Annotated in this window: 22 protein-coding genes and 3 pseudogenes; 11 read left to right on the top strand and 14 right to left on the bottom strand. The window is 56.9% G+C overall.

Features of this window, described 5'->3' with window-relative positions; genetic code table 11:
* Position 1: 1 nt before the first annotated feature.
* Positions 2-1171 carry a dihydrodipicolinate synthase family protein gene (locus Q1B13_RS00640; protein WP_299076965.1) on the top strand — a complete coding sequence of 390 codons (1170 nt, stop codon included), beginning with the start codon at positions 2-4 and terminating at the stop codon, positions 1169-1171.
* Between the two features lie 5 nt (positions 1172-1176).
* Positions 1177-2190: a LacI family DNA-binding transcriptional regulator gene (locus Q1B13_RS00635; RefSeq protein ID WP_299076962.1), complete on the top strand. Its 1014-nt coding sequence runs from the start codon at positions 1177-1179 to the stop codon at positions 2188-2190.
* A gap of 329 nt (positions 2191-2519) precedes the next feature.
* Here Q1B13_RS00635 and gph read toward each other — a convergent pair whose 3' ends face one another.
* Positions 2520-3182, bottom strand: a complete 663-nt coding sequence (gene gph / locus Q1B13_RS00630) for a phosphoglycolate phosphatase (protein ID WP_299076959.1) — start codon at positions 3180-3182, stop codon at positions 2520-2522.
* A 221-nt stretch (positions 3183-3403) separates the two neighbouring features.
* Between gph and hemP the strand changes: the two genes are divergently transcribed.
* Positions 3404-3571 (top strand): hemin uptake protein HemP, encoded by a 168-nt coding sequence (gene hemP, locus Q1B13_RS00625; RefSeq protein WP_120631905.1) that lies wholly within the window; start codon positions 3404-3406, stop codon positions 3569-3571.
* Positions 3568-4044, top strand: a complete 477-nt coding sequence (locus Q1B13_RS00620) for a hypothetical protein (RefSeq protein WP_299076957.1) — start codon at positions 3568-3570, stop codon at positions 4042-4044. Before hemP ends, Q1B13_RS00620 begins: the two co-directional genes overlap by 4 nt.
* A 49-nt stretch (positions 4045-4093) precedes the next feature.
* Here the strand turns inward: Q1B13_RS00620 and Q1B13_RS00615 are convergent, their stop codons facing one another.
* The 8 genes and pseudogenes from Q1B13_RS00615 to Q1B13_RS00580 all read right to left on the bottom strand — a co-directional run bounded on the left by Q1B13_RS00615 (position 4094) and on the right by Q1B13_RS00580 (position 14390).
* Positions 4094-7159 (bottom strand): aminotransferase class III-fold pyridoxal phosphate-dependent enzyme, encoded by a 3066-nt coding sequence (locus Q1B13_RS00615; protein WP_299076954.1) that lies wholly within the window; start codon positions 7157-7159, stop codon positions 4094-4096.
* 15 nt (positions 7160-7174) lie between these two features.
* On the bottom strand, positions 7175-8047 hold the full coding sequence (locus Q1B13_RS00610) for an NAD(P)-dependent oxidoreductase (protein WP_299076951.1): 873 nt from the start codon (positions 8045-8047) through the stop codon (positions 7175-7177).
* 101 nt (positions 8048-8148) lie between these two features.
* Positions 8149-8539: pseudogene (cueR, locus tag Q1B13_RS00605) on the bottom strand (Cu(I)-responsive transcriptional regulator).
* A pseudogene (locus Q1B13_RS00600) lies at positions 8536-10401 on the bottom strand (HAD-IC family P-type ATPase). The pseudogenes cueR and Q1B13_RS00600 overlap by 4 nt, the downstream one beginning before the upstream one ends.
* A gap of 89 nt (positions 10402-10490) precedes the next feature.
* A complete protein-coding gene (locus tag Q1B13_RS00595; RefSeq protein ID WP_299076948.1) occupies positions 10491-11249 on the bottom strand; it encodes an SDR family oxidoreductase in 759 nt (252 codons plus the stop codon).
* Entirely contained in the window at positions 11246-12178 is a 933-nt protein-coding gene (locus Q1B13_RS00590) for an SDR family oxidoreductase (RefSeq protein ID WP_299076945.1), read from the bottom strand. The genes Q1B13_RS00595 and Q1B13_RS00590 overlap by 4 nt, the downstream gene beginning before the upstream one ends.
* Positions 12175-13077, bottom strand: coding sequence for a bile acid:sodium symporter family protein (locus Q1B13_RS00585; protein ID WP_299076942.1), 903 nt, complete (start codon positions 13075-13077; stop codon positions 12175-12177). The genes Q1B13_RS00590 and Q1B13_RS00585 overlap by 4 nt, the downstream gene beginning before the upstream one ends.
* Entirely contained in the window at positions 13074-14390 is a 1317-nt protein-coding gene (locus tag Q1B13_RS00580) for an NAD(P)-binding domain-containing protein (RefSeq protein ID WP_299076939.1), read from the bottom strand. The genes Q1B13_RS00585 and Q1B13_RS00580 overlap by 4 nt, the downstream gene beginning before the upstream one ends.
* 65 nt (positions 14391-14455) lie before the next feature.
* On the opposite strand from Q1B13_RS00580, the gene Q1B13_RS00575 reads away from it, so the two are divergent.
* Positions 14456-15118 (top strand): TetR/AcrR family transcriptional regulator, encoded by a 663-nt coding sequence (locus Q1B13_RS00575; RefSeq protein ID WP_299076936.1) that lies wholly within the window; start codon positions 14456-14458, stop codon positions 15116-15118.
* A 123-nt stretch (positions 15119-15241) separates the two neighbouring features.
* Here the strand turns inward: Q1B13_RS00575 and Q1B13_RS00570 are convergent, their stop codons facing one another.
* Together Q1B13_RS00570 and Q1B13_RS00565 are read right to left on the bottom strand one after the other, a co-directional pair.
* A complete protein-coding gene (locus Q1B13_RS00570) occupies positions 15242-15862 on the bottom strand; it encodes a pyridoxamine 5'-phosphate oxidase family protein (protein ID WP_299076933.1) in 621 nt (206 codons plus the stop codon).
* Between the two features lie 11 nt (positions 15863-15873).
* Entirely contained in the window at positions 15874-16338 is a 465-nt protein-coding gene (locus tag Q1B13_RS00565) for a nuclear transport factor 2 family protein (protein ID WP_299076930.1), read from the bottom strand.
* A gap of 299 nt (positions 16339-16637) precedes the next feature.
* Between Q1B13_RS00565 and Q1B13_RS00560 the strand changes: the two genes are divergently transcribed.
* Both Q1B13_RS00560 and Q1B13_RS00555 read left to right on the top strand, forming a co-directional pair.
* Entirely contained in the window at positions 16638-17201 is a 564-nt protein-coding gene (locus tag Q1B13_RS00560) for a TetR/AcrR family transcriptional regulator (RefSeq protein ID WP_299076927.1), read from the top strand.
* 154 nt (positions 17202-17355) lie between these two features.
* The gene (locus Q1B13_RS00555) at positions 17356-18513 is read left to right on the top strand and encodes an acyl-CoA dehydrogenase family protein (RefSeq protein ID WP_299076924.1); all 1158 of its coding nucleotides are present in this window, start codon (positions 17356-17358) and stop codon (positions 18511-18513) included.
* 25 nt (positions 18514-18538) lie between these two features.
* Here the strand turns inward: Q1B13_RS00555 and Q1B13_RS00550 are convergent, their stop codons facing one another.
* Entirely contained in the window at positions 18539-19441 is a 903-nt protein-coding gene (locus Q1B13_RS00550) for a LysR substrate-binding domain-containing protein (RefSeq protein WP_299076921.1), read from the bottom strand.
* Positions 19442-19588: 147 nt separating this feature from the next.
* On the opposite strand from Q1B13_RS00550, the gene Q1B13_RS00545 reads away from it, so the two are divergent.
* The 3 genes and pseudogenes from Q1B13_RS00545 to Q1B13_RS00535 all read left to right on the top strand — a co-directional run bounded on the left by Q1B13_RS00545 (position 19589) and on the right by Q1B13_RS00535 (position 24097).
* Positions 19589-21781, top strand: coding sequence for a thiamine pyrophosphate-dependent enzyme (locus Q1B13_RS00545; RefSeq protein WP_299076918.1), 2193 nt, complete (start codon positions 19589-19591; stop codon positions 21779-21781).
* The gene (locus tag Q1B13_RS00540; protein ID WP_299076916.1) at positions 21778-22812 is read left to right on the top strand and encodes an ACP S-malonyltransferase; all 1035 of its coding nucleotides are present in this window, start codon (positions 21778-21780) and stop codon (positions 22810-22812) included. Before Q1B13_RS00545 ends, Q1B13_RS00540 begins: the two co-directional genes overlap by 4 nt.
* Positions 22813-22875: 63 nt before the next feature.
* Positions 22876-24097 (top strand): annotated as a pseudogene (locus Q1B13_RS00535) (NAD(P)/FAD-dependent oxidoreductase).
* Positions 24098-24127: 30 nt separating this feature from the next.
* Here Q1B13_RS00535 and Q1B13_RS00530 read toward each other — a convergent pair.
* The gene (locus Q1B13_RS00530) at positions 24128-24835 is read right to left on the bottom strand and encodes an SDR family oxidoreductase (RefSeq protein WP_299076913.1); all 708 of its coding nucleotides are present in this window, start codon (positions 24833-24835) and stop codon (positions 24128-24130) included.
* Between the two features lie 101 nt (positions 24836-24936).
* On the opposite strand from Q1B13_RS00530, the gene Q1B13_RS00525 reads away from it, so the two are divergent.
* A complete protein-coding gene (locus tag Q1B13_RS00525; protein WP_299076910.1) occupies positions 24937-25788 on the top strand; it encodes a LysR substrate-binding domain-containing protein in 852 nt (283 codons plus the stop codon).
* Here Q1B13_RS00525 and Q1B13_RS00520 read toward each other — a convergent pair.
* Positions 25785-26681: a LysR family transcriptional regulator gene (locus tag Q1B13_RS00520; protein WP_299076907.1), complete on the bottom strand. Its 897-nt coding sequence runs from the start codon at positions 26679-26681 to the stop codon at positions 25785-25787. The two genes, Q1B13_RS00525 and Q1B13_RS00520, sit on opposite strands and share 4 nt — an antisense overlap.
* Between the last annotated feature and the right edge of the window lie 51 nt (positions 26682-26732).

Genomic DNA, 26732 nt, shown 5'->3' with positions numbered 1-26732 from the left:
GATGGCCCTGACCTTGCCAGGACTCGATGGCCAATTGGCACCTTACACTTTGTCCGGAACACCGTTGGTGCCGCGCGCACCGAAAGTGCCCTTGACCCGCACGGCATTCGCCGCTGCGCACGTGGTCTCGGACCCGCTGGCCGAGCGAGGCCCATGGGACGGACGTCCGGCTGTGGATTGGGATGCAACGCTACAGTTTAGGCAAGGGCTGTGGGATCAAGGGCTTGGCCTGGCAGAAGCAATGGATACGGCACAGCGTGGCATGGGTGTGGATTGGAACACTGCGTTAGAGTTGATCCAGCGCACCATGGTCGCCTCCAAATCTCATCCATTGTCTCCTAGGGTCGCATGTGGGGCAGGGACGGATCATATGCGCCTTGAAGACCTCAAAACCGCGAATAGTATTCTGTCAGCCTACCAGATGCAGGCAGAACAGATCGAGGCGGCAGGCGGACAGCTGATCCTGATGGCATCTCGCGCTTTTCCAGCAATCGAGGCTGGGCCAGATGTCTATCATCATGTCTATCGTTCATTGATTGATGGGGCGAAGGATCCTGTCATCCTGCATTGGTTGGGCGATGTGTTTGACCCTGCGCTGACCGGTTACTGGGGCAGTGCCGATGTCGAGAAGGCCAGTGACTTTGTTCTGTCTCTGATCGCCGAGAACCCGGGCAAGGTTGACGGCATCAAGATCTCTTTGCTGGATCAGGCGCATGAAGAGGCGTTTCGCGCCCGCCTCCCGGACGGGGTTCGCCTGTATACTGGGGATGATTTCAACTACGCCGACTTAATTGCCGGGGATGGATCGAGGTATTCTCACGCCTTGCTGGGAATTTTCGCTGCAATTGCCCCGGCCGCAAGTCAAGCGCTTGAAGCGCTCGCCCAGAACGACATGGATCGTTACAACTCCTTGTTCGCACCAACCGTCCCTCTCAGCCGTGAGATTTTCAGGGCGCCAACTCGGTACTACAAGGCAGGGATTGCGTATTTGGCGTGGTTGAACGGCGCGCAGTCTCATTTTGTTATGCCCGGTGGTTTCCAATCCAGCCGCGACATCTGCCATTATGCCGAAGTGTTCCGGCTTGCGGATCAGGCCGGATTGCTTCTGGATCCGGATATGGCCAAAAAGCGGATGATCACACTTTTGAACCTTCATGGGGTTGAGCAATAAGCTGAATGCGCAGACCGACGATCATAGATGTCGCCACCAAGGCGGGCGTTTCCAAATCTACGGTAAGCCTTGTTCTGCAGGGCAGTGAGCAGGTGAAGCCCGCGACGCGCCAATTGGTGCACACTGCGATGAAAGAGATCGGCTACGTCTACAACCGGTCCGCGGCAAATCTCAGATCTTCCGGTACTGCACTGATAGGGTTGGTCATCAACGACCTTAACAACCCATTCTTCACAGAATTTGCTACGTCCCTGCAGATGGCCTTGGGATCTCGTGGATATGCCGTCGTTGTGGCAAACACGAATGAAGATACGGAAATCCAGGATCAGGTTATTGGTGCGATGCTGGAACATGGTGTGTCGGCGCTGATCCTATCGCCCGCTTATGGCGACGTGGCAAATTCGATTGCCGCGATCGAACGTTCTGGCGTGCCAACGATACAAGTGATGCGTCAGATCAGCAGTGACTACGCCAAGTTTCCGTTCCTGGCGCCTGACTATTTGACCGGTGGCCGTATGGCGACGCGGGTTCTTTTGCAAGCAGGAGCACGGCGTATTGCGTTTGTTGGCGGGCTCGAAGGTCGTCCTGTTACGCATGAACGGGTTTCAGGATATCTCGAGGTCATGGCCGAACAGGACCTTCCGCCCATGGTTCTGACGGGCCGCAGCAGCCGTTCATTCGGTCAAACCACCGCAGCTTCTTTGTTTACAGACCATCCGGAATACGATGCGGCTGTGTGTTTTAACGATCTTGTCGCATTTGGAATGATCAATGCCTGTCACAAGGCCCAAAAAACCATTGGCGAAGAGTTTCAGATTATCGGCTGCGACGACATCAAAGAGGCCGCAGAATGCTGGCCTGCATTGTCCACAATTTGTTGCGGTGTCGATGACTTTGGTCGACAGGTTGCAGAAACCGTTTTGGATTGGCTGGAGAACTCTGTTGAGCCATCGGAGGTCAAACGCACGCAAGTGCGATTGATCGAGCGTCAAACTACAAAACCAGTTGGCTTTTCTTAGTTTATTTGGCTCGGATGCAATCCGATGCCCGTGACCGGTAGTCATTTCCTGTCAGCGGTTTTGTTCCCGCTTTCCGAGACGTCGAGCCGCCGTTCCGCGTTTCAAGGCAAAGCACCAGCCGTTTTTGCGAATTGGGCAGGGCAACCGCGCTCAAAACCGGGAAAATAGTGGCCGTCTACGGGAATCCCCCAATTTCGCGCGCCAACAAGAGTCGGTAAACAAGATTCAACCAGTAGGTCTTCCCAGACCACACCACTTTTCCCCGATGAGGGGTCGGCCTCTACCCCCTCGGTCGGCCCCTCAATAATTTTAAGGCCTTCCATTTAGTTTTATTGCTGCTGAGACAAGCGCTCCACCAACGCTGGCAGTTCCGCTGCGGACCTATAGCTGACTTGGTTCGGGATCTCGGCAACAGGCGACTTTCGGTATCCTTCGGTAAACAACAAAAACGGTATCTCCGCACGAACTGAGGTTTCCGCATCGACTTCGCTGTCGCCGACGAACAGGCGTTTGTTATGGCGTGGAAGTGCTTCGAAACTTGCGATCAGGTGGGCCGGGTCGGGCTTTCGTGTGTTCAACGTGTCACCCCCCAGCACGGCATCGAAGTATTGGGACAGATTCAGTGCATCCAATACATGGCGGGCTGGTGCTTCCGGTTTGTTGGTGCAAACGCCCAAAACACAACCGCTGGCCAGCAGGTAAGACAGGGCCTCTGGGACGCCTGGGTATGGCACGGTCGTGTCGCTGGCCGCAGCAGTGTAGCGCGAAAGGGTGAGTTGGGTAAGTTCGTTGTGGCGGTCCATTGGCAGGTCGCAATGCTGAAGAACCCGTTCGACCAACTTGGGCAGGCCGTTGCCGACGAATCGTTTGATGATGTCCAGCGGCAAAGGATCTCGGCCCACGTCTGCCAGCATTCTGTTCGCTGCCCCGGCTAGGTCACCAATGCTGTCCACCAGCGTCCCATCGAGATCGAATACGATTGCTGTGTTCATTGAAAACCTGCCCATTTCAAGCGTTTTCCAAGACCTATCGCGCAATGAGATGCACCGCAATCATGCCGGTTTCAGGTTCTTTCCAGCCGGCACTTGACATACCTTACTAAATTAATCAGATTAAGTGTAGGTACCATCAGCCAACCTGATTTTGGGTCAGCCAGATCGTTAGAAACGCGAACAGATTAGGCCGTTTGCCTTAAAACCTCTGGAGTTGTCCGATGAACGCGCAGACCCCAAACCCCAGCCAGTCCTATGCAGTCTCGATGCTTCCCGCGCATAAAGCTGAAGAGCTGACAAAAGGTGGCAACCTGGCCCATATCGAGCTGGGCGATCAGCTTTACACGCTGCGCATCACCCGCGCCGGCAAATTGATCCTCACAAAATGAGCGGATCTGCGTCTCGGGGTGGGGCGGCCGTTGGTCGCCTGTCTGACCTCAGCCCGGTCGAAGCCGGTGCCGTTATGTATCTGCGCCTTTGGGGCGAAGGCAAAAGCGGTCGCGCTGATGCCGCCAGCGATTTTGACATCGCGTTGGGTCGCGACCACGGACGAGCGGTGATGCTGACACTGGATCGTCTGTGCTCGCTTTGCGCCGATCATGGCCGCCGTCCATTGGTGCGTCACGGGCTGGGATGTGCGTGTCTCGGCGCAGATGAGAATTGTTTTGCCCAGATGATTGCAGCAGCGTCTGACGGCGCGCGCGAAGACGCGATGATGATGGCGTCGCTGATTGTGCGCCCTGATTTTGCACCTGCATTGGCTTCAATGTCGGAAGAGCTGGGGCTGGCCCTGCGTCGCATGACAGCCGCCGTGCCGATGCCAACAACAGGTCACAAAGCTCACTCGGCTGTATTGCACTAGATTGATATGCCTGACCGCGAAACCCCGGTGAGAGCCGGTTTTTTGTGAGTCAGCAGCACCCACATCCTGCGTGGTGATGATCATGGTCACACAGAGGGGCAGGGGTAAATTCGCCAACTTCTGACAGGACCTCTCGCAAGGCCCAGAGTATCATGTCCACATCCTCGGCCTCGATGGTCAAAGGTGGACGGATTTTCAGGGTATTGTCTTTTGGACCTTCGCTGCCGATCAGGATACGGTGATCGCGCATTCTGTTCTTGACGTATTTGCAGATTTCAGTGCCCTCGGTTCCATCCGGGTTGACCAATTCCACACCCAGAAACAGACCCATCCCCCGCACATCGCCGACGCACCCGAATTGAGCTGCGATCTGGCGCAACCCGTCCATCAGACGTAATCCCATGTGTAGGGCGTTGTCCTTTTGACCTTCGTCATCGACAATATCCAGAACCTCTTTGCCGATCCGGCAAGACAGGGTTGAACCGCCGAAGGTCGAAAAAAACTCGATCCCGTTGTCAAAGCTTTCGGCGATCTCTCGGGTCGTCACCAGAACGCCCAATGGATGGCCGTTGCCGATGGGCTTGCCCAAAACCACGATATCCGGTAGAGCGCCTTGGTGTTCAAAGCCAAAGTAGTGCTTTCCCAACCGCCCTAGGCCGGTTTGAACTTCATCCGCGATGCAAACGCCGCCTGCGGCACGGATTTTTTCGTAAACGGTAGGCAGGTAACCTTTGGGCGGAATGATCTGCCCACCGACCGAGGGGAACGTCTCCGCGATAAAACCCGCAACCCCGTGCCCTTTTTCCTGCAGAGCGGTGATTGCCGGGTCCACCAAATCTGCGAATTTTTCAGCACGATCCGGATCATCCCGCTTGAAAGACCCGCGAAAATCATCGGCAACCTCGACCAGTTCAACCCAATCCGCCTGGCCGACGCCGCCTGGTTTGTTGAACTTATAGGCCGAGATAGCCACAGCCGCGTTGGTGTTGCCGTGATAGCCATGGTCTGGCGTCACGATCCCCTTAGCCCCGGTATGTGCACGCGCCAGTCTCAAGGCCAGTTCGTTGGCTTCGGTGCCGGAATTGACGAAAAAGCAGACCTCTAACTGACCTGGCAGCTTGGAGAGTATCTTGTCGGCGAATGCCGTCTGCGCCGGGTGCAGGTACCGCGTGTTCGAGTTCATCCGCTTCAACTGATCTGCCGCAACGGCTTGAATGCGCGGATGGGCATGGCCCACATGGGGGACGTTGTTGTAGGCGTCCAGATAGGGGCGGCCCCATTCGTCGAACAGGTGATGTTTCCATCCGCGAACCAGCATAACGGGGTCATCATAGGTCAGACTGAGGTTGCCGCCAAAATGGTCGTGTCGCCCTTGCAGGATCGCTTGTTTGTCTGTGGGGCGGTAGAACACCTTGTCATCTGGTAAGTTCAGCAGGGCTGCGGGATTGGGACAAACGGCATGCCACAATTCCATTTCGTCCGGGTCGCCGACGCCGGGCCAGTCGGCCTCCATCCCATCTGTTGTCAGTGCCAGTTGGAAATGCACATGCGGAGCCCAGCCGCCGTTTTGACTGGCATCGCCAAGACGGGCAAAGGCGGCACCCTGCGCCACCGGGTCACCGGGTTTTAGGCGGTCGCAAACCTCGGGGTCCAAATGACCATAAAGCGTATAGAACGGATCACCTTCGGGTGTTTCATGATGGAGAATGACTACGCCGCCATAGTCGAGTTGGCTGTCCCGGTTTTCGAGCGCTTCGACCCGCGCGCTCATCGGCGCATGCAGGACGGTTCCGGCGGGTGCGAAGACATCCACAGCCAGATGCACTGTACGGCGGTCGGATGCTTTCCACGGCCCCTTTCTGAATCCGGATTCGGTGTAGATCAGGCGGGGTTCGTTATAGTAACCAAGCCATAGGTCTTCGCCGAATTCTTCGCCAACCCTCGCGGCCTCTTCCAATGGCATGTGAAACGGATTTTGCGGCCAAACCGAGTTTTCGACGGAAAGGGATCCCATTGGCACATCACCTAGGTCCTGATCGAAAATATGAGCAAAATGCCCCCTATGTTCCGACAGATAGGCGTGGATGCGTTCCGCCCCATCGGTGACAGGCAGCCCACACGCCGCGCGCAGCCGTGCCGGCATCAAGCCCCCATTGATCGAGGTGTTTTCCAAGAACCTCCATGCCGGGTTCTGAGAGATGGTGACATACGGATCATCCGGGTTTTCCATCGCCATCAGGGTGGAATTCACCACAGACACCGCCAGTCGCATCCGCAGCAATGGCCAGATCAGGTCAACCTCGGCCGGGCTCAGGCGATTGGCAGCGTTATAGCCGCGGACCAAAGCGGTCAGGGCGCGCTCGGGTTTGGGATGATCCAGTACGATGTATGCCCCGGCGATAGCCAGATCACAGATACGCGGCGCGGCGCACATGTCGCCCAGATCGATCATGCCCGATACTGTTTGGCGTTGGCCCAACTCACCTTCGACCAGAATGTTGTAGTCATTGGCGTCGTTGTGAATGGCCTGTTTCGGCAGGGCGCTCAGCTGGCCCGCGATGCCATCAAATTCTATTGCGATTCCGGCCAGCAAAGCGCGCCGGTCAGGATTGGAAACCACCTCTAACTTGTCGGCGACCCAACCCGCCTGTGTCAGATCCCACTTGAAACCGGCCCGATTAAGACTGTCATGTTCGAACTGCTCGAAAGCGCGATCCGTTGCGCCCAGAACGCGGCCGAGTTTAAGGATCAGTTCTTCGCTTTTGGGGGCGGCCTTGGCGTAGCACTGTCCGGGCAGGCGTTCCAGCAACCAGGCCAGCCTTTGCTCGCCAGTCTCGTCCTGAATGTCGACAAGCAACGCACCCTTCAGATCCGGCAACACTTTGGGAAATGGCAGTCCCGGAGCTTCAGTAGCGATGTGTTCGAGCGCTTTGATCTGCAAATCGACCAATTCACGCGCGCAGCCTGCCCGCATGACCTTGAGCACGTAGTCCTGCCCATTTTTGGCCTGAACCAGGAAGTTCAGATCGTATTCGCCATCGAGGCGCGAGAGCTTGACCTCAAGCCCCCAATGCGTGCGCAACGCGTTAACCCAAAATGCAGTCAAATCGGCCATTTGTTCTTGGGTTCCCTAGTCCAGTGCCCGAAGCCGTTTGATCAGTGAGGATGTATCCCATCGACCACCGCCCAGCTTTTGAACATCCTTATAGAACTGATCGACCAAAGCGGTCACGGGCAGGGACGCTCCGGTCTCATTCGCGGTGTCCAGACAAATGCCCAGATCTTTGCGCATCCAGTCGACGGCAAAACCGTGGCCAAAATGGTCGTCCAGCATCGTTTCGTATCGGTTCGCCATCTGCCAGCTGCCCGCAGCGCCTTGACTTATAACCTCGACAACTGCGCGGCCATCCAGCCCTGCTTTTTCGGCGAAATGCAGGGCTTCGCTGAGGCCCTGAACCAGCCCGGCGATAGCGATCTGGTTGCACATCTTCGTCATCTGTCCCGCGCCACTGTCGCCTAAGCGTCGGCAGATCTTCGAATAGACCTGCATCACTGGTTCTGCCGCATCATAAGCCGATTGATCGCCGCCGCACATGATGGACAGCGCGCCATTCTCTGCTCCAGCCTGACCACCAGAAATCGGAGCATCGACGAATGCATTTCCTTGCGCTTTGGCCGCGTCATACAGCTCGAAGGTGACTTTGGCCGATACGGTTGTGTGATCCACAAAAACAGCGCCCGCGCTCAACCCATGGAACGCGCCATCATCACCAGTGCAGACATTGCGCAAATCGTCGTCATTGCCGACGCAAGCCATGACAAAATCTGCGCCTTGAACTGCTTCTTTGGGTGTCTTGCCCAATGCGCCACCGTGTTCAGCCACCCAGGCCTCGGCCTTTGAGGTGGTACGGTTAAAAACGGTGACTTGGTGACCCGCGGCCTGTAGGTGGCCAGCCATGGGATAGCCCATGACGCCAAGGCCAAGGAAAGCAACTTTTGCCATTTGGTGATCCTCTCCGCTGACCGGTCCCTCCGCCTGCCGAGCAGCGGACCGGATTGTTCAGCAGAGACAAAGCAAAGCTGCGCCGAAAGGGCAACCCCGCGTTACGATTTGCCACCCAGATCGTGCAGGATCGGGCAATCTGGGCGGTCATCGCCTGCGCAGGCGTCGATCAGGTGGCCAAGCGTGTCGCGCATGGAATTCAGGTCCGCTATCTTGGCCTCGATCTGTGTAAGATGATCTCGCGCGATCCGTTTGACGTCGGCGCTGACCCGTGTTTCGTCTTCATAGAGGGCCAGCAAGGTGCGACAGTCTTCGATTGTGAACCCCAATGCACGGGCACGTCCCAAAAAAGCTAAGCTTATGCACGTCCTGTTCGCGAAACCGACGATATCCGTTGTCGTCGCGCATCGGTTTGATCAGGTTGATATCCTCGTAATACCGGATGGTTTTGGCTGGAAGACCGGTGCGGTTTGAGACATCTCCGATATTCATGCATGGGCCTCCTTAGGTGTGGCTAACGTGGTTTCCGCTGCACTGGCGCGGACACGGCGCAGGCGCAGCGCGTTCGAGACGACAAAGACGCTCGACAATGCCATAGCGCCTGCCGCTAGTGCAGGCGACTAAAGGTGCCCTCCGAACGGGTACAAAACGCCGGCCGCCACCGGGATCAAAAGAATGTTGTAGCCAAACGCCCATCCTAGGTTCTGGCGGATGTTGCGCATAGTTCGGCGGCTCATTTCCATGGCATTTGTCACGCCGCGCAGATCGCCCGACATTAAAACGACGTCTGCTGTTTCGATCGCTACATCTGTACCGGTGCCGATCGCGATGCCTTTGTCGGCAGCCGCTAGTGCTGGGGCGTCGTTGATGCCATCCCCAACGAATGCCAGCGTTCCATACTGATTTCGTAGCGCGTTTATCGCGCTCAATTTGCCGTCTGGCAGCACCTCGGCGGTGATATGATCGATCCCCAGCCGATCTGCTAGAGCTTGCGCTGTTCGTGCGTTGTCGCCGGTGACCATAGCCAAAGTAAGGCCCATCTCGTGTAACTGCGCCAGTGCTTCCGGGGTGCCCGGTTTGATCGGGTCCGAGACGGTTAGGCTTGCCGCCGCCTGACCATCAATCGCCATAAACAACGGAGTGGCCCCTTGCGCTTGTTCGACCATCCGTATGACCTGTGCCAGCACGGTATCCGCACCGACACGGCTGGACCGCACACGCAGCGCACCCGCGCCATTCACTGTACCTCCGACAACTTGATCCTTTGCGGATTTTCCGACTGGCACCGGTTCGCCCGTGATCATGCTTTCATCGACATAAGAAGTGCCGTCCAGAACCTCGGCGTCCACAGGCACACGCTCACCCGGCCGGATTTGCAGGATGTCTACAACAGTAATTTCCGCGATTGGACGATCCACAGTGGTACCGTTTTGTTCGACCCGCGCGGTTTTGGGCTGCAATCCTACCAACTTGCGGATTGCCGCACCGGTCTTGCCCTTGGCGCGTGCCTCCAAAAGGCGACCCAACAGGATCAGAACGACGATGACCGCAGCGGCTTCGAAATACACATTCGCAGTGCCTTGGGGCAGCACTTGTGGCGCAAAAGTGGCTGTGACCGAATACAGATAGGCAGCACCGGTGCCCAAGGCGACCAGTGCATTCATATCCGGCGCGGCACGTATCAATGACGGGATGCCTTTCAAATAGAACACCCGCCCCGGCCCGATCAGCAGGCCAGATGTCAATGCAAACTGGATCAACTGGCTGGTTTGTGCGCCAAGGGTTGCGTGGACCCAATGGTGAAAAGCAGGGATCATATGACCGCCCATTTCCAGAATAATAACTGGCAGCGCCAGCACGGCGGCAACAATTGTTGTATGAGTCAGCTTTTGAATTTCTTCGGTTTTCGCGTCAGGTGTCGCTTCGTTACCTTGAATCGAACTCGGCCGCGCAGGGTAACCTAAGCCGGTTGGAACCTGGGACAGCGCCTCCGGGCTGGTTGATCCTTCGAGATAGGTAACCGTCGCACCTTCAGTCGCGAGGTTCACCTGAGCCGCAACAACTCCAGCAGCGGATTCTAACGCGCGCTCGATTTTGGATACGCAAGACGCGCAGCTCATTCCATCGATACGAAGTTCAACTTGCCGCGTCGCCGCCGGATATCCTGCGGTGTCCAAGGCTTTCGCAATGTCCAACATCGGGCCCGCGAAGGTGACTTGCGCTGTTTCGGACGCGAAATTGACCGGTGCATCTTCGACGCCAGGTACTTCGCGCAACGCTGCTTCGACGCGACCAACACATGATGCACATCCCATTCCGACAATGTTCAGCTGAACTGTTCGAACGTCTGACATCCGACTCATCCCGTAGTTTGTCTGCCCTTCACATGGGGCTTCCAGTGACGGGAAGGTCAAGGGGTCGGTTTGCGATTTTCTGGATTAAGTCAGGATCCACTGATCTTTCGTTCCATCAATCGCTGGTACAGCCGCGGAGAAATACGGTTGAGCCACCATGCGAGGCGCGCCACGCGACCCACAGGAATTGTGGGCTGCGATCTATCAAGGCCGCGCAAGATTATCTCGGCTGCCTCAGAGGGGCTCATTTCATCCATCCCGTCCCGCGCCGAACCCGGTCTGGCAGTGCCATCAGTCCGTGCTTCCGCGTTTCCTGTGTTGGTCGCCACAAAGGACGGGCCCGCGATGTGTACCGTCACACCATAGGATTTCTCTTCTGAGCGGAGCGACTTGAAGAATCCTTCCAGCGCATGTTTGGAAGCCGCATATGCTGTACGATGATACAGCGGCGTGAACCCTGCGACGGATGACATCACCAGATGTGCGCCACCGGATTTTCGCACTTCGGGAAGTAACGCACGTGCCATTTCAACGGCCGCGAAATAGTTGATCTCGAACAGTTTGCGATGGCTGGCCTCATCGGATCGATCAAACCCGCAAATTTGGGTGATCCCGGCATTGTAGATGACCAGATCGACGCTATCGCTGGTGGCGATGATGTCAGAGACGGCGCTGCTCAATTGCTCAGGCTGCGTCAGGTCGCAGGCGATGGGCACTAGGTTCGGGGTGGGCGCAAGGTCTGAGACGTTCAGGTCCAACACCACAACCCGCCAGCCACGTGTTAACAAAGCCTTGGACAGTGCCTGACCCAGCCCACCTGCACCGCCCGATATCACAGCGGTTTTCATAGGTCAGCCTGCTGCTTCCAGAGGTCAAAAACCTCGGCGCTGGTTTTTTCGGGCGTATAGTCGAACTCTGACTTGAGCGCTGAATTGTCCAATACAGGTCGGTATTGCAGAAAGCGAACCTGCTCGGGCCCGTATCGCGACAAGCCCAACGGCCGCGCCAACCATAATGCCGTCTTTAGCACCCATGCGGGTAGCCGCAGAACTGGCTTTCCCATTGCTTTGGCAAGGTCAGTGATACCCAAAGCGCCGTCTCCGGTGACGTTGAAGATACCAGGCGGGCCATCAGTGGCGGCGCGCTTTAAGACGCGGGCCAGGTCACGGGTCCAGATAAAGACAAACGGGCTTTCACTCCCGAACACAGCCAGCAAGCGCGGTTTACGGAACAGAGCGGTAATCTGGTTTTCGGTGCCCTCCCCCAGCACCGTGCCGACACGCAGAACAACCTGTTCCAGTTCCGGGGCGTGCTTTCGTGTTTCGGCCAGCAATTCTTCAACCTGCCGTTTGTGGTCCGAGTACGGAAATTCAGGATTTCCACGCAAAGGGTCGCACTCGCGTAGAGGCACGCGGTTATCTGCGTGATAACCGTATGCAGCACCAGAAGACGTGACCACCAAACGGCGCACGCCATTGGCGATGGCGGCCTCCACAACGTTGCGCGTGCCCTCGACATCGACTGCATAAGCGGCCTCGCGTCCCATTTTGGGCGGTGGCGTAACGATCGAGGCCAGGTGAACAACGACATCAGGCTTGACCTCAGCAATGACCCGTGCGGGGTCCTCTGTGGTGACATCCATACGTAGGAAACTGATCATTTTGGGCATGTCGTCCAGGCGATGTAAATCGGTGGCGAAGACCTCATGATCATGCAGTTCGGCCAAAAGAGCGCGCCCAACCATGCCCGCCGCACCAGTGATCAGGATCCGGGTCATCGTGTGGCCTCGGTTTTGGACAGGACCGAGGCGAGCGCGAGGCCCGAGATGGCGTGCCAGATTCCCCAGAACGCAGCGACCACGGCCATCCCGCCCAACCCATGAAAGAACGCAAAGATCAGAACTAAGCCAAGGCCCGAATTCTGAATGCCTGTTTCGATTGTGATTGCGCGTCGGTCAAAGGGGGACAAGCGGTTGACAGTGGCAGCAACCCAACCGCCGCCCAGAGCCAGAGCGTTGTGAAGGATCACAAGCCCTGCGACGGCTCCGGCGTAGCTTAGGAAGAACCCCCAGTTGGCAGCCAGAGCGAGTATGATGAAGGCGATGAAAATCCCCATCGACAGGTATTGCAGTGGCGCGCGCAGGCGCGCCGTCAGCGTTGGTTGGCGCTGGTTCAATGTGACGCCCAGCACAAGCGGCAGGATCAGCATCAGCCCGACAATGATGGTGATCTGAACCGGGTCGATCTCGGTTTGCTGTAGGATCGAGCGGGTTGGGGGGTACAACCCACCCCACAAAGCGATGTTCAGCGGCGTTAGAAAGATCGCCCCAATCGTGGCAAATGCAGTCATGGACACAGACAGGGCGGCATTTCCACCTGCGCGATGCGTGATGAAGTTCGATATGTTACCGCCCGGGCAAGCGGCCACGAGGATCAGACCCAATGCAATCGAAGGAGGCGGAGCCACTACCCAGACCATCGCAAAGGTCAGCGCGGGCAAAATGATGAACTGGGAAGCCAACCCAACGATAACCGGCTTCGGGGCCCTGCGCAGGCGATCGAAATCTCTGGGCGCCAGGTCAATGGCTATCGAGAACATGACAATCGCCAGGATTGCGTTCAGCAATGTCAGCGAACCCGGACTGAAATTCAGCGTAATCTCGTCAATACCACTCATCCGGTGGCTTTCCTGAGACGTGCGATCCAACCGGTAACCGCTTTGCGATAGGTGGCTTTGTCGACGTAATAGGCCATGCGGGCGAGGTTAAGGTAATTCATGCCTCCGGTGGCGCGCCCGTAAGCCTGTTGTTTTTGCGCGGTCAGTTCGGAGGCCACAGGGCAATCATGTTGAAGGCCTTTGATGTATCGGGCCACCATCTCGGCCTGTTCATGCCGCCCCTGCCAGCCCAGCCCAGTGGCCTCGATCATCCCTAGAACAAATAGATCGTCCCGTTCAGGATGCATGGCATTGAGATAAAGGTGCGGAGCATCGCCTTGCCAGTTCAGAAGGTCTTTGTCGATGAAGGGGTAGTGCAGTTTGTACCCTGTTGCTGCAAGGATCATGTCGTAATCTTCGCGGCTGCCATCCTTGAAATGAACGGTCTTTCCTTCCAGCCGTTCTATGTCCGGTTGGATGCGCAAATCGCCGTGACCTGCGTGATACAGGACCAGAGAGTTCACGATTGGATGGCTCTCGTAGAGCTTGTAATCGGGTTTCGGAAAGCCGTACTTCTGTGGGTCGCCAACAAACCAGCTGAGTATCAGACTGTCCACTTTGCGCTTCAGCCACATCGGCAGGCGGATCTTGCCGCCCATCGTGTCTGCGGGCTTGCCAAACACGTATTTTGGCACAAAGTAATATCCCCGTCGCATCGATAGATCACAGCGTTGCGCATGGTGGATTGCATCCACCGCTATGTCGCAACCGGAGTTTCCTGCGCCCACGACAAGGACACGTTTGCCATCGAACTGGCTGGGATAGCGGTATTGCGACGCGTGGATCAACTCGCCGTCGAAGGTGCCGGGGAATGCGGGCATGTTGGGTTCTGAAAGGGTGCCATTTGCAATCAGAACCCCGGCGAATTCGGCCTCGTGTTCACCATCCTGATCTCGCCACGAGACACGCCAGCCGTCGCCCGATTTACCGAGCGGCGAGATCTCGGTAACTTCGGCATTGAACAGATACTTATCACGCAATCCGTAGTGATCGGCGAAGTCGCTGAAGTAGTCACGCATTGCACGGTGTGAAGGGTATTCGGCGACCGCATCCTTCATCGGGAAGTCGGTGAATTCAGTCATCCGTTTGGATGAAATCAGGTGGGCGGATTCATACATCGTCGACCTGGGGGCGTCGATGTCCCACAGACCGCCGACATCCGAATGCAGATCGAACCCCTGAAAGGGGATATCCTGTTCTGTCAGCACTTTGGCCGCAGCCAAACCCATTGGGCCCGCCCCGATCAGGGCGAATGTGTCGCGCGTCTCCGTCATGAACCCTCCCCAAGTTCGTGACGCTTAACTTGAACGAACGACCAAAATAAGGCAAGATGAATCTCATGACGATCAAAAGTGCTGAAAAACCAAGGCAAAGAGCGCCTTCCAAGCGGTCCCTGCAGACCAAGGCACGCATTTTGGATGCGGCGGAATCCATTTTTGCCGAACGAGGATTCGAAGGGGCTTCGATCCGGGATATTGCTGCTAAGGCGGGTGTTCAGATTGGGTTGGTGCATCACCACGGCGGCGGTAAGGAAGAGCTATTTTATCGCACAGTTGCCCGCCGCGCTAACGCCCTGGCTCTCCGTAGGATCGAGGCGCTGGAAATGGTCAAAGCAAAGGGTGCGCTATCACTGCGGGCCATTTTGGACTGTTTTATCCGCCCCTATGTGATGCTTGCACAAACGGGAGGACCGGGATGGTTAGCCTATGGGCGTCTGGTCGCCCATGTCTCGGTCGATCCGCGCTGGCGCGACATTGCGGCCGAGTGTTTTGACCCAACTGCGCACCGTTTTATTGCTGAGATTGCGGCGCTTTATCCCGATACTGATCCAGCGCTATTGGCCAGCGGACAGGTCTATTCGGTTTCAGCGATGCTTGCACATCTCAATAGTGCGTGGCGCGTCGAGGCATTGGCGCAAGGCGGAGATTTGACCGATGTCGATCATCTGATCGAGTTCTGCGCCGCGGGCATCGAAGCAATGGTAAAGGCTGCGCGGACTTGACTGGGGGATGTTTTGTAACTTCCGTGACGCCAAAATTGATCAAAGAAAAGCCAACCTAGGCGCAATAAGGCGTTTGCTGCCTGAACTCACGTTTGGAAAAGGTTCTTGTGACGGCTGAGGACCTCAACCTGAATTGGCGACTTCCTGTTTCAATCGCTCGTTTTCTGCCTTTAGCTCGGCCAGCTGCCGCCCCAGCGTGTTCAAATGCGGGCGCAGCTCAGCCTCGGTAAACCGGGGCGTGATGTGGCGAGGGCAGTTCCAGTCCAGTGCCTCAACGCGAATTATGACGGCACGCTCTGCGGGGGCCTCGGACCCATCTGGATACAGGCTGGCCGCCGCATCTTTGCCTTCGGTGAATTCAACCCGACCGAGGATTTTGAGGCGGCGCTGATTGGCATAATCCATCAGGATCAGCGCAATACGGTCATTGCCGTCCAAGTTCCCGCGCGAGATATATTGTTTGTTGCCCGAGAAATCCGCGTAGCCGATGGATTGCGGCCCCAACACTTTCAGGAACCCGGTGGGGCCACCGCGATACTGCACATAGGGCCACCCGGTTTCGGACACCGTGGATTGATAGAACCCATCCCGTGCCTCGATGAACGCCTTTTCTGCGTCTCCGATCAGATGTCCCTGCTGCGGTCCGCTTTCGATGAATTTTGCGTAGTTTTTTGCTGACCCCATTCGTTCCTGATGGGCGCGAACGGTGGGGGTGAAGGTCAGTTCAGAAAAGGCACGTGGCATCACAAATCCTCTTAAAGTCCAAGATCGGACAACCCGGGGTGATCATCGGGGCGTTGGCCGAGCGGCCAGTGAAACAACCGCTGATCTTCTGATATGGGAAGGTCATTCAGCGAAGCGTGGCGATGCGACATTCTTCCATCTGCAGCAAACGCCCAGTTTTCATTTCCATAAGAACGGAACCATTGTCCGCTGTCATCATGCCATTCATAGGCATAGCGGACAGCGATACGGTGGCCTGAAAAAGCCCAAAGCTCTTTGATTAGCCGGTAGTCCAGCTCTTTGTGCCATTTGCGGGTCAAAAAAGCATGTATGTCAGTATGGCCCGACAGGAACTCAGCCCGGTTCCGCCATTGGCTGTCGTCTGTGTACGCTGGCGTTACAATATCCGCATCTCGGCTGTTCCATGCGTTTTCCGCCATCCGAACCTTTTGAGTGGCGGTTTCCTGAGTGAAGGGTGGTAGAGGGGGTCGGCCCATTTTTTAGTCTTTCAAGTCAGTGCGGCGGCAATAAGGGCAAGTGTCAACATGAGTGGGACGTATTGCGCGGAAAACGGGCTGGCATGGCGTTTCATTGGGCAGATCCTAAGGTGTACAGATCGGTAAACTATATTGAAAATGTACAGATCGGTAACCTTTTTCACGCAAAAAACAGGCAAGGTGCGAAAGTGCATTAGCATCCGTGACGTACTGCATTGATAAAATGTATTAAATATCGTGATGTTGCGCCCGATGGTTCGATTATATATGTACAGATCGGTACATATAGGAGCCGAATCATGCGCCCAAACAAGAGGGATGAGCTGGTCAGAAAGGCCCTGCAGGTCTTTTACAGAGACGGGTTTCACGCCACCGGCATGGACAAGCTTGTAGTGGAAACTGGTGTGTCCAAAACCTCCATGTACAAGCATTTCCGCACCAAGGAAGACCTGATCCTGGCGGCTCTGCGACTGCGGGATGAGAGCTTTCGCAACTGGCTGCTGCGTCGGATCGAAGAGGTGGCGGATACACCTGCTGAACAACTGATCGCCAGCTTTGATGCGCTGAGAGAATGGTTCGAGGAAGACGGCTTTCGCGGATGCATGTTCATCAAAGCGGGGGCCGAGTATCAGGATGCCGACCACCCGATTCATGTGCAAGCTGCTGAACACAAGCGCCTGCTGTTGGAGCATTTCACCCGATTGGCGCGCGACGCTGGGGTAGACGATCCGGCAAAGCTGGCCAGTCAGATCGTCTTGTTGCAAGAGGGCGCAATCGTGTCTGCTGTACTTTTGAAGAACACCAGCCCCGCCAAAGATGCAAAAGAGGCCGCGCAACAACTGCTCGAGATTGCGCAGGGCTGATCGCCTGAATTTTCCGGTTTTGCGTAATGTGAAAGTCCCGACGTAGGCAGCTGCGAACGTTGCGTTGCGTCGGTTTGCGACGCGGCGTCACACGGATTGGCAGAGGGCTTCGCAAAATATAGCCTTTCTGTAACCACTGATCGGAGAGTTTGAGATGTCGCTGTTTTCCTCCACCGCCGCATGGGTCACTGACGAACACCGGATGTTTGCTGAAATGGCAGGCAGATTCATGGATGATGAGCTTAGCCCAAATGTCGAGACCTGGGCCGCCAACGGCGTCGTTGATCGTGAGTTCTGGAAAAAAGCAGGCGACACCGGCCTGATGGCGGGGGCGATCGCCGAGGAATACGGCGGTGTCGGTGGCGGAATGGGATTCGATTCAGTCACCATCTACGAACAGGCCGCGCGTGGGGATGCAGGGTGGGGGTACGGTATCCAATCCATTGTCACCCATTACATCACCGCCTATGGCAGCGAAGATCAAAAACAGAAATGGCTGCCCAAGCTGGCCTCGGGCGAGATGGTTGGCGCACTTGCGATGACCGAACCCGGTACAGGGTCAGATGTGCAAGCCGTTCGGACGACAGCTGAGAAGGATGGGAATTCCTATCGTATCAACGGATCCAAGATCTTCATTACCAATGGACAGACTGCGGACCTGATAATCATTGCGGCCAAAACAGACAAATCCCTCGGGGCCAAAGGCGTATCGCTGGTTGCCGTGGAAACCGACGGGGCCGATGGTTTTCGCCGCGGGCGCAACCTCAAAAAACTTGGAATGAAGGGCAACGACACCGCCGAGCTGTTCTTTGAAGACGTCAAGGTTCCCATGACCAACCTTTTAGGACCCGAAGAAGGTCAGGGGTTCTATCAGTTGATGAAGCAACTGCCTTGGGAGCGTTTGACCATTGGCCTGATGGCGCTGGGCGCAATCGACTTTGCCATCGCTGAGACGGTGAAATACGTTCAGGAGAGAAAAGCATTCGGTCAGCGTGTCATGGATTTCCAGAACACGCGGTTCAAGCTGGCTGAATGCAAGACCAAGGCCGAAGTGCTGCGCAGCTTTGTCAATGATTGCATCGGCAAGCTTGAGGCAGGCGAGTTGGATGCCGCCACCGCATCAATGGTCAAATACTGGGGCTCGGAGGTGCAGAATGAAGTCATGCACGAATGTCTGCAGTTATTTGGTGGCTATGGGTTCATGATGGAGTACCCGATTGCCCGCTTGTATGCGGATGCGCGGGTACAGATGATCTATGGCGGCACCAACGAAGTCATGAAAGAGCTGATCGCGCGATCTCTGGACGTGTAGCGGCGAAAGGGCGGTCTTCTGCCTGTCAGCTATGTTTAGGTGCCTGGTCAAGTTGCGTTTGCAGCCACTTGCGGAAGGATTTCAATGGCTCTGACTCGGCCTTTCCCTTTGGCCAGACCAGATAATAATCGCCCAGGCTAACCTCGGGCCCGTCCCAGGCCTGCGCGAGGCGGCCATTCTTCAGGTCTTCGGCCACTAGATAGCTGGGAAACAGCCCGACGCCTAAACCATGAATAGTTGCTTGAATCATGGTAGAAAACTGATCGAACACCATGCCCTGCAATCCCTTGATCGGATGACCTTGCGCGGTGAACCACCGTTCCCAACCGTCGGGTCGTGTTTCGATGTGCAGCAGGGGGGCATTGGTCAGCCAGTCGATGCTTTCTGCGCGTTCCGGTAGCAACGTCGGGGCGCAAACCGGCAAGACCTCTTCATGCATGATCTGCATGTAGTTCACCCCGCTCCAGTTTTGTTGGCCAAAATGGAAAGCGGCGTCAAAGGGCTCGGTGTCGAAATCGAACCGCCGCAGGCGCGTGTTCAGGTTTACTGTCACTTCCGGGTGGCGGCGGGCGAAGTCCTGAAGCTTTGGGGCCAGCCAGTGCATACCAAAGGCGGGAAGGATCGACAGGTGTAGCGATCCGCCGGTCGGGTTTGCCTTTAGCTTAAGGGATGCCTGCGCCAGTTGGTGCAAGGATGCCCGCGCTGTCTGAACATAGTCTTTGGCGGCAGGGGTGAGGTTCAGCCGCATCTGGGTGCGCTGGATCAACTCGACCCCCAGCTGTTCTTCCATCGCCTTGAGTTGCCGACTAATGGCGCTTTGGGTCAGCGACAACTCCTCGGCCGCTGCCGAGGCGCTGCCGAGACGGTCCACAGCCTCTAATGCCAGCAGCGACGAAATTGATGGTAGAAAGCGGCGGGGCGCGATCATATGATAAATCCTCATACCTTTGCGTCTGAATATCACTGGAGTTTTACCGGGGCCAGCGAGATACAGGAATTGTGTGATTTGTTGGGGGTTTCCCAGCCGGCGCATCGAAAACCGGGGTCGCCCCACTTAGACTGAAAAGGCCAAAGCATGGACCGCGCTCAGATTGTTCATGAGAATTTCCTGTCTCGGGTTGCCAAGGGCGATCTGCCCGACGGCGCGCCGCCTCAGGCGGGTTTGAGCGCGACAGACGCGGTTTCGCTGTTCCGCTCGCAGGTGCTCAGCCGTGCGTTAGACCGTACCAGTCGAGCGATGCAAAAGGCCGGGCAGGGGTTTTATACGATTGGGTCGTCGGGGCATGAAGGCATGGCGGCGGTTGCCCATGCTTTGCGTCCGACAGATATCGCGTTTTTGCATTATCGCGATGCGGCCTTTCAGATCGCACGGGCCGAACAGGTGCCGGGACAGCAGATCGCCTGGGATATGCTGCTCAGCTTTGCTTGTTCCAAGGAGGACCCGACATCCGGAGGTCGTCACAAGGTGTTGGGATCCAAGGCGCTATACATCCCGCCACAGACCTCGACCATCGCCAGCCACCTGCCAAAGGCAGTTGGTGCGGCCTATTCGCTGGGTGCAGCGCGGCGTCATGATCCCGAGCATCGGGAATTGCCCGAAGATGGAATTGCGATGTGTTCCTTTGGCGACGCTTCTGCCAACCATTCGACAGCGCAGGGCGCGATCAACACAGCTGGTTGGACCAGTGTGCAATCTACCCCTTTGCCTTTGCTCTTTGTGTGCGAAGACAATGGCATTGGCATTTCGGTCAAAACACCGAAGGGTTGGATTCAGGCGTCGATGGAGCATCGGCCGGGAATCAAGTATTTTCGGGCCGATGGTCTCGATCTCTACGAAACTTACGCGATTGCGAGGCAGGCTGCCGACTATGTGCGCACGCGCCGCAAACCTGCGTTCCTGCATCTGAAGACTGTGCGCCTTTATGGCCATGCCGGGGCAGACGTTCCTACTACTTACCTGCGAAAGTCCGAGGTTGAGGCAGATGAGGCCAATGATCCGCTTTTGCATTCCGTGCGCCTTCTGGATCAGGCAGCTGCCCTGTCCCCAGATCAGGCGCTGAAGATCTACGAACAAACCTGCGCCCGCACTGATCGCATAGCAGCCGAGGCCGCGACCCGCCCACACCTGACTACGGCGCAAGAGGTCATGGCCAGTCTCGTTCCGCCAAAACGCGATTGCGCACCCACCAATGGACACAGCGCCGAGGCCCGCGCCATGGCGTTTGGTGCAGATTTGCGTGCGATGGATGATCCCCAACCCATGAGTCGCCTGATCAACTGGGCGCTCACCGATCTAATGCTGGAACACGGCGAGATCGTCTGCATGGGCGAGGACGTTGGTCGCAAAGGCGGGGTCTACGGCGTAACGCAAAAGTTGCAGCAGCGGTTCGGGCCGGACCGGGTGGTCGACACGCTGCTGGACGAACAGTCTATCCTGGGTTTGGCAATCGGTATGGCGCATAACGGTTTCATTCCGATCCCCGAAATCCAGTTTCTGGCCTATTTGCACAATGCCGAAGATCAGATCCGGGGCGAAGCTGCGACCCTGCCGTTCTTTTCGAACGGGCAGTTTACCAACCCAATGGTTCTACGGATCGCCGGGTTGGGATACCAAAAGGGTTTTGGGGGCCATTTCCACAACGACAACTCACTGGCCGTCCTGCGTGATATTCCCGGCGTGATCATTGCCTGCCCCTCGACCGGATCAGACGCGGCGCAGATGTTGCGCGAATGTGTCCGACTGGCCCGGGAAGAACAGCGGGTGGTAGTGTTTCTTGAGCCCATCGCGCTCTACCCCATGCGGGATTTGCACCGGACGCAGGATAGTGGCTGGATGACAACCTACCCATCACCCGATCAACGGGTCGCGTTGGGCGAGGTCGGGGTACACGACGACGGCACAGATCTGGCCATCGTGACCTATGGCAATGGGCACTACCTGTCGCAACAGGCGCTGCAACAGTTGCACGCCGCTGGACTAAACACTCGGATCATCGATATGCGTTGGTTGGCCCCGCTGCCGGTCGACGCGCTGAGACAGGCGACGGAAGCCTGTAAACACGTTCTGATCGTTGATGAATGCCGCCATACTGGCAGTCAATCTGAGGCTTTGATGACGTTTTTCTGTGAAGAAGATGCGCGCAAATCTGTCGCGCGCGTCGTGGCCGAAGACAGTTTCATCGCCACCGGCCCGGCCTATGCCGCACCTCTGCCATCGAGAGACGATATCGTTTCGGCGGCCATCGCACTGACCGGAGCCAAGACATGACCCGCACAGCCGTTGTGATCTGCCCCGGTCGGGGCACCTACAACAAACCTGAACTGGGCTATCTGCACCGGCACCATGCCGAACGCTTGCCAATGTTCCAAAAGTTTGATGCCATTCGGGCTGAGGCCGGTCAAGAAGTGGTTACTGCATTGGACGGCGCCAAGCGCTTTACGGTTGGCAAATACTCGCGTGGCGACGTGGCCTCGCCTTTGATCTACGCGGCTTCGCTGGCTGATGCGCAATCACTCGCCGACGATATCGAGGTTGTGGCGGTTACAGGTAATTCCATGGGTTGGTACATCGCGCTCGCCGCCGCTGGCGCATTGAGTGATGAGAACGGGTTTCGCGTCGTCAACATCATGGGGACCTTGATGCAGGAGCATCTGATCGGCGGCCAACTGGTCTATCCCTTTACGGATGACAGTTGGGCCAATGATCCGGATCGAAAAACTGCCCTGATTGAAGATGTCGTACGTATTGATGCACTGGACCATCATGATCTGGCGCTGTCGATTGATCTGGGTGGGATGTTGGTCTTGGCAGGGAACGAGACCGGATTGGCGGCCTTTGAAGCGTCCCAACCTTCGGTTCAGGAACGCTTTCCAATGCGTTTGCCGAACCACGCCGCGTTTCACACCCGACTGCAGGCACCCGTTGCAGCAGAAGGTCGGGCGCGGTTGGGCGCAGATCTGTTCGAACAACCAAAGCACCCCCTGATTGACGGGCGCGGCAAGATCTGGTGGCCGGGCGCAAGCGATACCGCGGCGTTGTGGGATTACACCCTGGGCCATCAGGTGACCGAGGCCTACGATTTCACCCGCGCTGTGCAAACGGCTGCGCGCGAGTTCGCGCCGGACTTGTTTATCGTGACCGGCCCTGGGGCAACGCTGAGTGGCGCGGCGGCGCAATCGCTGGTTCAGGCCGAGTGGCGGGGTATGGCGAATAAATCTGCCTTTCTCGCAGAACAAGAGGCTTCACCCGTTGTGATCGCCATGGGCCGCGACGATCAAAGGTTTCTTGCGACGGCATAGAAGCGGGCTAGTGATCCCGCCGAAAATGCACCGAGGTTCACAGTCAACACCCACGAACACGCGTTGTGGCGCGACACTTGCAGAGCAGCATTGAAGACGGCGCACTTGTCAGCCGACCTGACGGTCGATCTGGCTGCCATTGGCGGCGGCTATACGGGCTGCTCGGCTGCGCTTACGGCGGCAAAGGAAGGGGCATCTGTCTGCCTGCTCGAGGCGCATGACATCGGGTATGGTGGATCGGGTCGCAATGTCGGGCTGGTGAATGCAGAGCTTTGGCTGCCCCCTGACGAGATTCGATCGTATCTGGGGCAAGACGTTGGGGATCGCTTGATCGATTTGCTGGCCAAAGCACCTTCGGATGTTTTTGCGTTGATCGATGTGCACGAGATCGCGTGCGAACCTGTCCAAAACGGGACCCTGCATTGTGCACATTCCGCGACCGGCTTTCGCGACATTCAAACCCGGCACGCACAACTCAGCACTGCGGGCGCCGGTAGAGCTTTTATCGGCCGAAGCTGCGCTTGCCCGAACTGGCAGCACAACGTTTCACGGTGCGCTGTTCGACCCGCGCGCCGGGACAATTCTGCCCCTGTCCTATGTGGTCGGTCTGGCCCGGGCCGCATCAGAAGCAGGAGCGCTTTTATTCACGCAAAGCCCGGTTCAGACCATTCAGTATCGGAATGGGTGCTGGGTTCTGACTATGCCCGGCGGCACGGTTCAGGCCAGATCGATCATTCAGGCCACAAACGCCTATCATCAGAGGTTAAAGGACACGGCACCCGCCTATGTACCGGTTTACTACTTTCAATATGCCACTGCGCCCCTGTCGCATAGTCTGCGCGCAAGCTTCCTACCACAGGGCGAGGGATGTTGGGACACCGGTTTAATCATGACCTCATTCCGGTTAGATCAGGATGGGCGCATGATCATTGGGGGTATGGGTGATCTGCGCAACGCGGGGCGTGGGGCGCATTCTGCCTGGGCCAAACGGAAACTGGCTGCGCTTTATCCTCAATTGTCGGACCAGCCTTTGGAGCAAGGGTGGCATGGGCGCATTGCCATTACGTCGGACCACCTTCCAAAGATCACCCAGATTGGACCAAATGCATTGTCGGTGCACGGGTTTTCCGGGCGCGGCATCGGACCCGGAACGGTGTTCGGGCGGCTGATGGCGGAAAGCTTGCTGAAAGATGATCGTCCTGCCTGCCGGTGCCTGTGGTTCCAGAACATCGCGAAAGCTGGACAGGTTTGCGCCGCGCCTATTTCGAAACAGGCGCGGCACTGACGCATTTTATCAAGGCGCGAACCTGATGGCTTAAACAGACCGGGTGATACCACCATCCACGCGGATGTTTTGCCCGGTGATGTAACCGCCGCCTTCGGACGCCAGCATAGAAATGACCGAAGCGATCTCATCATAGCTGCGCCCATAGCGCCCCATGGGGATGCGCGACCGGAACTCTTCTTTCTCGGGCAAGCTATCGATGAAGCCAGGCAGCACGTTGTTCATCCGGATATTCTCGGCGGCATACTTGTCCGAAAACAGCTTGGTGAATGCGGCCAACCCGGCGCGAAACACGCCCGACGTCGGGAACACAGGGTCCGGTTCGAACGCCGCAAAGGTCGAGATGTTGATGATCGCGCCGCCACCCTGTGCCTTCATGATCGGCGTCACCAGACGGGTTGGGCGGACTGCATTCAGGAAGTAGACGTCCATGCCTTGATGCCAATCCTCATCCGTCAGCTCCAAAACGCCTGCGCGCGGCCCGTGACCTGCCGAGTTGACCAGCACGTCGACCCGTCCCCAATGCGCCATGGTCGTATCCACCAGCTTTTGCAGATCATCATTGGATTGGTTCGATCCTGTCACACCCACGCCGCCCAGCTCACGTGCAAGTGCCTCGCCTTTGCCCGAGGAAGACAGAATGCCCACTTTGAATCCGTCAGCTGCCAACCGCCGTGCAGCGTCTGCCCCCATGCCGCTGCCGCCTGCTGTAATCAGGGCCACTTTGTCTGTCATCATTTCGCTCCATTTCTTGTCTGGCTGCAGCATGGGCCTTGTGGACAGATTTGACCAATCAGTTCTTCTGCCCTAATGCTGTAGAAAATCTACAGTGTGGTACCATGCAAGCCCTTCCTCCACTCAATGCCCTGCGCGCGTTCGAAGCTTCGGCCCGACATCTGAACTTTCGCCTTGCTGCAGAAGAGCTTGGCGTTACCCAAGGGGCGGTTGCACAACAGGTGCGCGGACTTGAAGCGCGGCTGGGCGAGCAGCTATTCGACCGCCTGCCACGTGGGTTGAACTTGACCGAGGCCGGGCGGCGTTTTCACTCGCCCTTGCGTCGTGCCTTTCGATTGATCGAAGGCGCGGTTGATGAATTTTCACCCTATGGGCAAGTAACAATATCGGTCACGCCCAGTTTTGCGTCCAAGTGGTTGGTGCCGCGGCTGAATGATTTCACAGAACGGCACCCTGATATTCAGGTTCAGGTTGATGCGCGCGAGAAACTTGCCGATTTCAACAGGGATGGTGTTGATATTGCTGTCCGTCAAAGCCGCAAACCGTTGGGCAAAGAAATGCAAGCAGTGCCACTTTTTTCTACCGAGTTTATAGTCGTATGTTCCCCAGAATTGGCGCAACGAGTGACAAATGCCTCCGATCTGACCCGGCAGGTGCTGCTCAGCGATTCTCACGGTCTCTGGCCGCTGTTTCTTGAACGTGCAGGGCTGCAGGGCAAACCACGGATGATGAATTTCAGTCAAACCAGTTTGGCGATTGATGCAGCTGTATCGGGACAGGGTCTTGCGCTTGCAAATGCGGCCCTTGTGGCGTCCGAGATTACGCTGGGACGGTTGGTCTGCCCGCTGAATCAGGTGTTGGTCGATGACCTCAGTTTCTACGTCGTAACGCCTCAAAAGCCGCGCCAACCCGATTTGGTGGCCAAGATGCGAGATTGGTTGGTCTCGCAAGTCTAAAGGGTTGCAATGATGTCTTCGATCTGGGCGCGCAGCCACTGATGCGCCGGGTCGTTGGCCGAGCGCTGATGCCAGATCATGTAAATCGAAACCGGATCGCATTCAAACGGCAGCGGCGCAGCATCCAGCGACGCGAGCGGGCCTTTCTTCATCAGTGCGGTGTCGGTCGAAATCAGCGTGCTGTTTTTCACGAAGGACGGTATCGCATTGAAATGAGGCAGGGTGACAATTGGCGCTCGGATCTGGCTTTGATCCACACCGCGCATCACAGCACGTGCGTTACGCCCGTCCGGAAACTGAACTTCGACATGGTCGCATTGACAGTAAGACTGCCAGCTGTCCGGCGGCACCCGCTTGGCGCTATCGTAGAACACCATCAGCGGGCTGGTAAGCAATCGCTTTTGCAGGATGTCAGGTCCATCCGGCGGCAACGGCGTCAGCATCAACTGGCAACGATCACTGCGCAGCAGATCGGGGTCCGGGACACCAGAAGGCATGAACTCCAGTCGCAACTGCATCCCTTTCGCACGGTTGACCCGCAGCAACTCGGGAAATATCAGCTCTCGTGGCATATCATTGGTCGCGATTCTAATGGCAATCTCTTCTGCCAGCGGGTCAAAAGGGCGCTCTTGCGTCAGGGCCCGCATTCCGTCCAGAACGCTTTGAACTGGATCCTTTAACGACAGCGCACGCTCGGTCGGAGTTAATCCCTGACCCGACCGGACAAACAGCGGATCACCTAGAACCTGCCGGAGTTTTCCAAGCGTGTGGCTGATCGCGGATTGTGTCACTCCCAACCTGTCAGCCGCCTTGGAGACAGAACTTTCTTCGAGGATTGTCAGAAATGTGCGCAGGACTTTTCCGTCCAAGTCAGTGAAATCAGTTTTGTTCATATCGTCTATGATTATTCATGAATGGATTTGCTGTCCATGGCGGGGTAGGTG

The organism is uncultured Ruegeria sp. (assembly GCF_947489545.1).
Lineage (GTDB): Bacteria > Pseudomonadota > Alphaproteobacteria > Rhodobacterales > Rhodobacteraceae > Ruegeria.
Note: the sequence above shows the minus strand (reverse complement) of the source record. Positions and strands in the feature narration are given on the sequence as shown.